7 protein-coding genes are annotated in these 9,065 nt (G+C 72.4%); 5 read left to right on the top strand and 2 right to left on the bottom strand.

Annotated elements, in window-relative coordinates; all coding sequences use genetic code 11:
• Window positions 1-289 precede the first annotated feature (289 nt).
• The 5 genes from AC156L_RS29920 (at window position 290) to AC156L_RS29900 (ending at window position 6,912) form a co-directional block, all read left to right on the top strand.
• A complete protein-coding gene (locus tag AC156L_RS29920; protein ID WP_330877429.1) occupies window positions 290-1,228 on the top strand; it encodes an ABC transporter ATP-binding protein in 939 nt (312 codons plus the stop codon).
• Between the two features lie 4 nt (window positions 1,229-1,232).
• Window positions 1,233-2,402, top strand: coding sequence for an ABC transporter permease (locus tag AC156L_RS29915; protein WP_330877428.1), 1,170 nt, complete (start codon window positions 1,233-1,235; stop codon window positions 2,400-2,402).
• The gene (locus AC156L_RS29910; RefSeq protein WP_330877427.1) at window positions 2,399-3,565 is read left to right on the top strand and encodes an ABC transporter permease; all 1,167 of its coding nucleotides are present in this window, start codon (window positions 2,399-2,401) and stop codon (window positions 3,563-3,565) included. Before AC156L_RS29915 ends, AC156L_RS29910 begins: the two co-directional genes overlap by 4 nt.
• Before the next feature lie 96 nt (window positions 3,566-3,661).
• Window positions 3,662-5,926, top strand: a complete 2,265-nt coding sequence (gene ppsA / locus AC156L_RS29905; protein WP_330877426.1) for a phosphoenolpyruvate synthase — start codon at window positions 3,662-3,664, stop codon at window positions 5,924-5,926.
• A 5-nt stretch (window positions 5,927-5,931) separates the two neighbouring features.
• Window positions 5,932-6,912 (top strand): Acg family FMN-binding oxidoreductase, encoded by a 981-nt coding sequence (locus tag AC156L_RS29900; RefSeq protein WP_330877425.1) that lies wholly within the window; start codon window positions 5,932-5,934, stop codon window positions 6,910-6,912.
• 226 nt (window positions 6,913-7,138) lie between these two features.
• Here the strand turns inward: AC156L_RS29900 and AC156L_RS29895 are convergent, their stop codons facing one another.
• Both AC156L_RS29895 and AC156L_RS29890 read right to left on the bottom strand, forming a co-directional pair.
• Window positions 7,139-7,552, bottom strand: coding sequence for an Hsp20/alpha crystallin family protein (locus AC156L_RS29895; protein WP_330877424.1), 414 nt, complete (start codon window positions 7,550-7,552; stop codon window positions 7,139-7,141).
• 115 nt (window positions 7,553-7,667) lie between these two features.
• The gene (locus AC156L_RS29890) at window positions 7,668-9,062 is read right to left on the bottom strand and encodes a DUF4389 domain-containing protein (protein ID WP_330877423.1); all 1,395 of its coding nucleotides are present in this window, start codon (window positions 9,060-9,062) and stop codon (window positions 7,668-7,670) included.
• Between the last annotated feature and the right edge of the window lie 3 nt (window positions 9,063-9,065).

Below are 9,065 nucleotides of genomic sequence, written 5' to 3'. Positions count from 1 at the left end.
ACCGCCCCCGCCGCCGACGGAGGCCGCGGTGATCACGGTGACGCCGTCGCGCTCGTACGGCTCGGAGTACACCCGCCGCACCGTGATCGCGTCGCGCGCTTCGGTGATGATCTCGTCGATCTTCATGTCGACCTCCTCGCTGTTCGCGGGACTCGGTCTTCGGACACGCCCGTGGTCGTGGCCGGTTCCAGGCTCCCGCCGTCCGCGGTCCGGGGGCAGTGCGGTTGGTCCCGTCCGACGATGACGTTCGGCACTGCCCGCGGCGTGGTGGCGGACGCAGGCTGGAGTCATGACGGAAGTGCTGTCCTGCCGGGGTCTGCTCAAGCGGTTCGGCGACCTCACCGCGGTCGACGACGTGACGTTCACGATCTCCGCCGGGGAGACCTACGGTCTGCTCGGGCCCAACGGCGCGGGCAAGACGACGATCATCTCGATGGTCGCGGGCATCCTCCGCCCGGACGCGGGCGAGGTGCTCGTCGAAGGTGTGCCCGTGTCCACCAGGACGACCGAGCCCAAGGGGCGCATCGGCTACGTGCCCCAGGAACTCGCCCTCTACCCCGATCTCACCGGACGCGAGAACCTCAGGTTCTTCGCCCGTCTCCAGGGGCTGTCCCGTGCCGCCGTCGCGCAGCGGGTGGCGCACGTGCTCGACGTGGTCGGGTTGGCGGACCGCGCCGACGAGCGCGCGGAGCACTACTCGGGCGGTATGAAGCGGCGGCTGCACATCGGCATGGGCCTGCTGCACGAGCCGATCCTGCTGGTGCTGGACGAGCCGACCGCGGGTGTCGACCCGCAGAGCCGCAACGCGATCATGGACAGCATCCGCGAACTCGCCGACAGCGGCCTCGCGATCCTCTACACCACGCACTACATGGAGGAAGCCGAGCGGCTGTGCGACCGCGTGGGCATCATCGACGGCGGTCGGCTGGTCGCCGAGGGCAGCAGGCGCGAGTTGGTCGAGCGGCTGGCCGAGCGGGACCGGATCTCGCTGTCGGTGGACGGCGACCCGGCGGGCGCGAAGCGCGTCGCGGAGCGGATTCCCGCGGTGCTGGGGGTCGCCGCCCACGGCGACGGTCTGGAGCTGCTCGTGCACAGCGCACGCCAGTGCCTGCCGGGCGTGCTGTCCGCCTTGGCCGAACAGGACGTCCACGTGCGCGCGGTCGAGGTCGACGAGCCGAACCTGGAGACCGTCTTCCTCCACCTGACCGGCCGAGCACTCCGGGAGTGACGCCGTGCGAACAGCTCTCCTCATCTCCGCGAAGGACCTCCGCCAACGGTTGCGCGACCGGTCGGTGCTGGTGTTCTCCCTGCTGCTCCCGCTCGGGCTGGCTCTGGTGTTCAGCTTCGTTCTGGGTGGTGTCGGCGGCGGGGGCGACGTCTTCCGGTACGCGGTCGTCAACGCCGACGGCGGCCCGGTGGCCGCCGTCTTCACCGACGAGGTGCTGCCCGCCGTGGTCGAGGGCGGTGCGGTCGCCGTGCGGGCGGCGGCGTCCAGGGACGAGGCGCTGGGCCTGGTGGGCAGCAGTGACGTCACGGCCGCGTTCGTCGTGCCGCCGGGGTTCTCCGCGGAGGTGAGCGCGGGCCGACCGGCGACGATCGAGGTCGTCGGCGACGTCGACTCACCACTGGGCGTCGGGGTGGCGCGGTCCGTCGCCGGGTCGTTCGCCGAGCGGCTGACGTCGGTGCGGGTCTCCGTCGCCGCCGCGCTGCACGGCGGGTCCACGCGCGATCCCGCCGAGCTGGTCGCCGAGGCCGCGGCCGCGACCGACCCGCTGCGCCTGGTCGACGTTCCGGCCTCGCGCCGGGAACTGGACATGACGACCTACTACGCGGCGGGCATGACGGTCTTCTTCCTGTTCTTCACCGTCCAGTTCGGCGTCACCAGCCTGCTCGACGAGCGGCGGGCGGGCACGCTCGCCAGGATCCTCGCCTCACCGGTGCGCCCGTCCGCCGTCCTGCTCGGCAAGCTGACCACCAGCCTGGTCGTCGGGGTGATCGGCACCACCGTGCTGGTGGTGGCGACGAGCGTGCTGATGGGGGCGAGGTGGGGCCATCCGCTGGGGGTCGCGCTGCTGGTCGTCGCCGGTGTCCTCGCCGCGACGGGGATCGTCGCGGTGGTGGCCTCCCTCGCCAGGACCTCCGACCAGGCGGGCGGGTGGCAGGCCGTCGTGGCGATCACCCTGGGCGCGCTGGGCGGCGCCTTCTTCCCGGTGGCGCAGGTCGGTGGTCCGCTGGCCGCGCTCAGCCTCGTCTCCCCGCACCGGTGGTTCCTGCGCGGGCTGGCCGACCTGGCCGGGGGCGATGTCGCGGCGGTGTTCCCGTCGGTCGCCGTGCTGGGCGCGTTCGCCCTCGTCGGCTTCGGCACCGCCTACGCGCTGACCCGTCGGGAGGTGGGGTTGTGACGACCAAGGTGACGACCAAGGTACTGACCATCGCGGGGATGAACCTGCGCCGGATCTTCCGCGACCGCACCAGCCTGTTCTTCGTCTTCGTGCTCCCGCTGATGCTCGTCCTGATCCTCGGTGCCGCGTTCGGGGGTCCCAGCACGCCGAAGCTCGGGGTGCTGGGCGCGACCTCGGGGCACCTCCTCGACGCGCTCCGCGCGGAGCCCGGCCTGCGCGTGGAGGAGGTGGCGGACGAGGCCGAGCTGCGCACGGCGGTCGAGCGCGGCGAGCTCGCCGCGGGTCTCGTCGTCCCGCCCTCGCTGTCCGCGGCGGTCGCCGCGGGAGGCGTGGCCGAGCTGCGCCTGGTCGTCCGGCAGGACGGCAACGGTCAGCAGACGCGCCCGCTCGTGGCCGGGGTGCTCGCGCGGGAGGGCGGCAGGCTCGCCTCCGGTGCGTTCGTCGCAGGCCTGAACGGCACCGACCTCGACACCGCGCTGTCCACAGTGGATTCCGTGGCGGAAGCGGTGCCTGCGATCTCGGTGTCCGCGACCACCACCGGCGAAGCGCTGTTCCCCGCCGACCTGGGGATGTTCTCGCTCGGCGCGTCCAGCCAGCTGCTGCTGTTCATGTTCCTCACCGCGATGAACAGCTCGGTCGCCCTGATCGAGACCCGACGGCTCGGCCTGTCCCGACGCATGGTCGCCACTCCCACCTCGGCGGTGACGGTCGTGCTCGGGGAGGGGTTGGGTCGGGTGGCGATCGCGCTCGTGCAGGGCGTCTTCATCGTCGTCGGCACCGCGCTGCTGTTCGGCGTGCGCTGGGGCGACCCGGTCGCCGTGGGCGCCTTGCTGCTGCTGTTCGCGCTCGTGGCGGGCGGCGCGGGGATGCTGCTCGGAGCGGTCTTCCGCACCGAGCAGCAGGCCGGGGGCTTCGGCGTGCTGCTCGCGCTCGGGCTGGCAGCGCTGGGCGGCTGCATGGTGCCGCTGGAGTTCTTCAGCGGAGCCCTGCGCGAGGTCGCCCTCCTCACCCCCCACGCCTGGGCCGACCGGGGGTTCGCGGCACTCGGCCGCGACGGCGGCGCGCTGCCCGACGTGCTGCCCCAACTCGGCGTGCTGGCCTGCTACGCGGCGGTGCTGTTCGCACTGGGCGCGTGGCGGTTGCGCGCGGTGCTCACCAGATGACCAGGGCGCGGGACCTCCGTGTCCACCAACAGGACTTCCGCCTCCCCGTTCGAGACGCGAACGCCAAGGGGGAAGTCGACCGGCAGAGGAGATGACATGACCAGCAACGTCGTCGGTTTCGACACCCTCGGCAAGAACGACACGGCGGTAGCGGGCGGCAAGGGGGCGAACCTCGGGGAACTCACCGGCGCGGGCCTGCCCGTGCCCCCCGGATTCGTCATCACCGCCGACGCCTACCTCGCCTCCATGGAACGCGGGGGGACCCGCGACGACCTGCGGTCCGCCCTCGACACGGCCCTGCTGGCCGTGGACAAGCCCACCGAGCTCACCGCCGCCTGCGAGCTGCTCCAGGACCTCGTGCGCAAGGCCGGGATCCCGGACGACGTGCGCGCGGCCGTCCTCGACGCCTACCACGCCCTCGGCCAGGACGCGTCGGTGGCGGTCCGGTCGTCGGCCACGTCGGAGGACGGCGCCGGGACGTCGTTCGCAGGCATGAACGCCACCTACACCAACGTCGTGGGCGACACCGATCTGGTCGACCGCGTGCGCGACTGCTGGGCCTCGCTGTTCGGTCCCAGGGTCATCGCCTACCGGGCCAGCAGGAAGATCGTCGAGGAACCCGCCATCGCCGTGGTCGTGCAGCAGATGGTCGACTCCGAGCGCTCCGGCGTGGCCTTCACCGCCGACCCGTCCAACGGCAACCGGGACCGGGTCGTCGTCGAGGGCGCGTTCGGCCTCGGCGAGGTCGTGGTCAGCGGCGCCGTGGAACCCGACACCTACGTGCTCGCCAAGACCGGGCCCCGGCTGTTGGAGGCCCGCGTCGGCCACCAGACCCACAAGATCGTCCGCGGTCCGGACGGCGCGGACCTCCGCGTCGACCTCGACGAGCACACGGGGGCCGAGCGGGTCCTCACCGACGACGAGGCCATCGACCTGGCGCGCCTGGCGCTGCGGGTCGAGGAGCACTACGGCACTCCCCAGGACCTGGAGTGGGCGATCGCGGACGGCAGGACGTGGCTCGTCCAGTCGCGGCCCATCACCACGTTGGAAGAAGGTGAAGCACCCGGAACGGTGCTGCTCAACGGTTTGTCCGCCTCACCGGGCCTCGCGAGCGGCCGGGTGAGGGTGCTGACCTCGCCGTCCGAGGGCGGCAGCTTCGTCGACGGTGAGGTCCTGGTGGCGACCATGACCAACCCGGACTGGGTCCCCACGATGCGCCGCGCGTCCGCGCTGGTGACCGACGGCGGTGGCATGACCTGCCACGCCGCGATCGTGGCCAGGGAGCTGCGCGTGCCCTGCGTCGTGGGCACCCGCAAGGCCACCCAGGTCCTGCGCGACGGCGAACTGGTCACCGTGGACGGCGCGGGCGGCCGGGTCCTGGAGGGCGACGTCGGCGGACCGGTACGCACCACGCCCCGCCAGGAGGCTCCGACCACCGCGGGCGCCGTCGAGACGCTGGCGACCAAGCTCTACGTCAACCTGGCGATGCCGGAGCACGCCGAGGAGGTCGCGGCCCTCCCGGTGGACGGGGTGGGCCTGCTGCGGGCGGAGTTCATGCTCACCGAGGCCCTCAAGGGCACCCATCCCCGGTACCTGCTCGCCCACGAGACCGGGGACGAGTTCGCCACGGCGATGATCGAGGCGCTGCTGCGCATCACGCGGGCGTTCTACCCCCGGCCCGTGGTTTACCGCGCGATCGACTTCCGCACCAACGAGTTCCACGACCTCCTCGGCGGGGCGGAGTTCGAGCCGCACGAGGACAACCCGATGATCGGCTACCGTGGCTGCTACCGGTACGTCAAGGAACCCATGCTGTTCGGCCGCGAGCTCGACGTGCTGGCCAGGGTTCGGGAGCAGACGCCGAACCTGCACCTGATGATCCCGTTCGTGCGGACGAAGTGGGAGCTGGAGGCGTGCCTGGAGCAGATCGACGCCAGCCCGCTCGGCCGCCAGCGCGGCCTGCACCGGTGGGTCATGGCGGAGGTCCCGTCGGTCGCCTACTGGATTCCCGAGTACGCCAGGGCGGGCATCGACGGGGTGTCCATCGGCAGCAACGACCTCACCCAGCTCGTGCTCGGCGTCGACCGCGATTCCGAGGTGTGCGCGGAGCTGTTCGACGAGTCCGACCCGGCCGTGCTCGACTTCATCAGCCGGATCATCACGGCCGCCAACGACGCGGGCATCACGTCGTCGCTGTGCGGGCAGGCACCGTCCAACCGGCCGGAGTTCGCCGAACACCTGGTGCGCCAGGGCATCACGTCGATCTCGGTCAACCCCGACGCCGTGCACGCCGCCCGGTCGGTGATCGGCTCGGCCGAACGCAGGCTGATGCTGGCGGCAGCGGTCCAGGCCAGGAGGTGAGCGTGATGCGGGACGACCACCCGGACGTCGGGACCGTGCGGGCCGTCATCGGACTGGCCTGCCGAGCGCCGTCGATCCACAACACCCAGCCGTGGCGGTGGACGGTCGGCGACAGCTCGGTGCACCTGTTCGCAGACCCCAGCAGGACCCTGCCCGCCACCGATCCGGACGGGCGCGACCTGCTGGTCAGCTGCGGTGCGGCGCTGCACCACCTGCGGGTCGGCTTCGCCGCGCTCGGCTGGGCGACGGTGGTCCGCCGTCTGCCCGACCCCGCCGAGCCCGACCACCTGGCCGCGGTGACGTTCTACCCGAGGCAGGCGAGCGCGGAGGACATCGCGCTGTCGGCAGCCATCCCCCACCGCCGCACCGACCGCAGGCGCTTCAGCTCGTGGGAGGTGCCCGCCGACCTGGTGCGGGTGCTGGTCGACCGGGCGGCAGAGCACGGCGCGATCCTGGTGGCCGCCGACGACCCGCGCGACCGGTTCCGGATCACCTCGGCCATCAGCGCCGCGTCGTGGCAGCAGGGGATGAACCCGGCCTACGCGAGCGAGCTGGCGGCTTGGGCCGGTCGTGGCCGCGGTGCCCGCGAGGGAGTTCCCGCCGCGAACATCCCCTCGGTGCCCGTGTCCCACGGGGACACCGAGATGCGTCCGTTCCCGAACGGCTCGCTGACGGTGTCCACGCCGGGCTGGGAGGACGACGCGGGCGCCCTGCTGGTGCTGGCGACGTCCTCCGACGACCGGGGATCGCGGCTGCGCGCCGGGGAGGCGCTGAGCGCGGTGCTGCTGACGGCGACGGACTCCAGGCTCGCCACGTGTCCGCTCAGCCAACTGCTGGAGGTCACCGCCACCAGGGACCTGCTGCGCGAGCACGTGCTCGACGACGTCGCGTTCCCGCAGCTGGTGCTCCGGGTCGGCTGGGCGCCGGTGAGCGGTGAGCCGCTGCCCGCCACTCCACGCCGCGCCCTCGACGACGTGCTCGGATGAGGCGAGGACGCGCCGAACGGCCCCACCGTCCGGCGCGTCCGGCCCGGTTCCCCGCTGCCGCGACGTCCGGGCGGCGGATCGGGCGGGCCGATGCGGGGGTGGCCGTCCCCGGAGCACGCGGGGCGCTGCTCGCGCCGTCCGACCGCTCGTGCGACGAGCGGGTCAGGAACCCGGACAGACCTCATCCCCGTGTCGGAGAACCCGGCACGGGGATGTGTGGCGACCGCTACTCGGCCGGGACCTCGATCCGGATCTTGCGGTCCTGCTCCGGTTCGCTGATCGGTACGCGGATCTCCAGGACGCCCCGGTCGTACTTGGCGGAGATCGTCTCGGTGTCCGTGCCCGCGGGCAGCGTCACCGAGCGGCTGAAGGAGCCGTAGCGGAACTCCGAGTGGTGGCGGTCGTGCTTGCGCTCCTCCCTCTTGGCGGAGATGGTGAGCGTGTTCTTCGAAGCGCTCACCTCGATGTCCTTGTCCGCGTCGAGCCCCGGCAGCTCCGCCCGAACGACGTACGAGCCGTCGTCGACGAAGTCCTCGACGTGGACGGGGTGCCTGTTCGCGCTGAACGGCCACGCCGCGTCGAACAGGTCCACCACGTCCGGGATGAACGTGCTGGTCGGACGGCGGATGATGGAGGTCATCTCGTTCCCTTCCTTCCCTGCGTTGCTCCTGTCTCCAGGAGACACCTCGCGGACGCCTCTGGCCAGAGGCGTGCGCACTCTGGCCAGAGGGACTTCCGTCACTGTCCACAAAAGACTAGAGATCGGTTTCGGGATGGCCCGGTGGCGCCACGACCTGGTCCACCTCGCGTCGGCGGGACGACCGCACCGCGGCCACGAGCAACGTCGTGCCGCCGAGCGAGACCACCAGGACCCCGCCGAGGAGCAGCGCCGTGGAGACCCAGCCGAGCGCGGGCACCGTGGCACGGGCGGACAACCGGGTGTCGACCACCCGCGAGCCGTCCGGGTTCAGGACGGCGACCGCCCACGTGCCCTCGTCGGCGTGCCACGTCAGCGATCCCGTCCCCGATGCGGCCCAGGTCGGCCGGGTCGCGGGCGGCGGACCGCCGTCCAGGTGCCGGTAGACGACCTCCGGACCGATGCCCTGAACCTCGTCGCGCTCCACGACGGACAGGTAGCGGTTCACGTCGTCGGCGGGGCCGATGCCGATGATCACGTCCTCGTCGGCGCGCAGTTCGACGTCACCGAGCCAGTCCGTGCCGATGGGCCACGCGGCCTCGGTCCACCGCAGGTCCACGGTGCCGAAGGACAGCGCGTACCCGTCGCTGTGGAACGACTTCGCGCCGGTGTGGAGGTAGCCGTCGGCATCGCGCTGGGTCGCGTCCGCCCAGAGCCCGAGCGAGCCCGCCGCCGAGAGGGCCACGCCGAACAGGAGCAGGGCCACACCGATCACGGCCGCCGCGATCCGGCCTCCCGACCACCCCCCGCCGTCGGCGTGCGGCGGCGGCGGGTGGTCGATCGTCGTCACGCCGGGCTCGTCGCCGCCGGTGTCCAGGCGGAAGGGCGGGTAGGCGTCGGTCATCAGGCCCGCGTACGCGGCGACTCTCAGCGCCCACCTGTCCATGCCCAGCAGGAAGTCGAACAGCCCGCGCGGGTAGCGGCCGGTGACCAGCAGCGCCACGCCCGCGAACAGCGCGACGAGCCCCACCAGGCCGCCGGTGCGGGTGGCCCACGCCCCCACCCGAGACGCCGCGTACCCGCCGCCACCGAGGAAGACTCCCAGGACGAGGTGGTGCGGGATCGCCAGCAGCCACCACTTGACGAGCACCAGACCTCGGGACAGGTGCTCGGGGTAGGGGACGTCCAGCGTCGCCGGGTAGTCCGGCTCAGCGCCGAGGCTGAACGGCGGGTACTGGTCGGTGGCCAGCGCGCCGTAGGTGTAGTAGGCGACGCGCCACGTCCAGCGCAGCACGGCGAGGGTGAAGTCGAACAGCGGTCGCGGGTAGCGGCCCGTGACCAGGATGCCGAAGAACGCCAGCACGGTGCACACCGCGAACCCGACCCACAGGAACGCGAGCACGACGTGGTGCGGGATCGCCAGGAACCACTTCACCGGCCAGAGCCCCCGACTCGGTCCCGGATCGAGCCGACCCCGCACGTGCACCGGGTAGCCCGCTGTCGCCGTGGTCATCTG

It is taken from the genome of Umezawaea sp., assembly GCF_057122925.1.
Note: the sequence above shows the minus strand (reverse complement) of the source record. Positions and strands in the feature narration are given on the sequence as shown.

Bases quoted from the DNA above. Each gene is read 5' to 3' on its own strand.
- AC156L_RS29920 (WP_330877429.1), top strand. From the start codon at position 290: ATGACGGAAGTGCTGTCCTGCCGGGGTCTGCTCAAGCGGTTCGGCGAC.
- ppsA (WP_330877426.1), top strand. From the start codon at position 3,662: ATGACCAGCAACGTCGTCGGTTTCGACACCCTCGGCAAGAACGACACG.
- AC156L_RS29900 (WP_330877425.1), top strand. From the start codon at position 5,932: ATGCGGGACGACCACCCGGACGTCGGGACCGTGCGGGCCGTCATCGGA.
- AC156L_RS29895 (WP_330877424.1), bottom strand. From the start codon at position 7,552: ATGACCTCCATCATCCGCCGTCCGACCAGCACGTTCATCCCGGACGTG.
- AC156L_RS29890 (WP_330877423.1), bottom strand. From the start codon at position 9,062: ATGACCACGGCGACAGCGGGCTACCCGGTGCACGTGCGGGGTCGGCTC.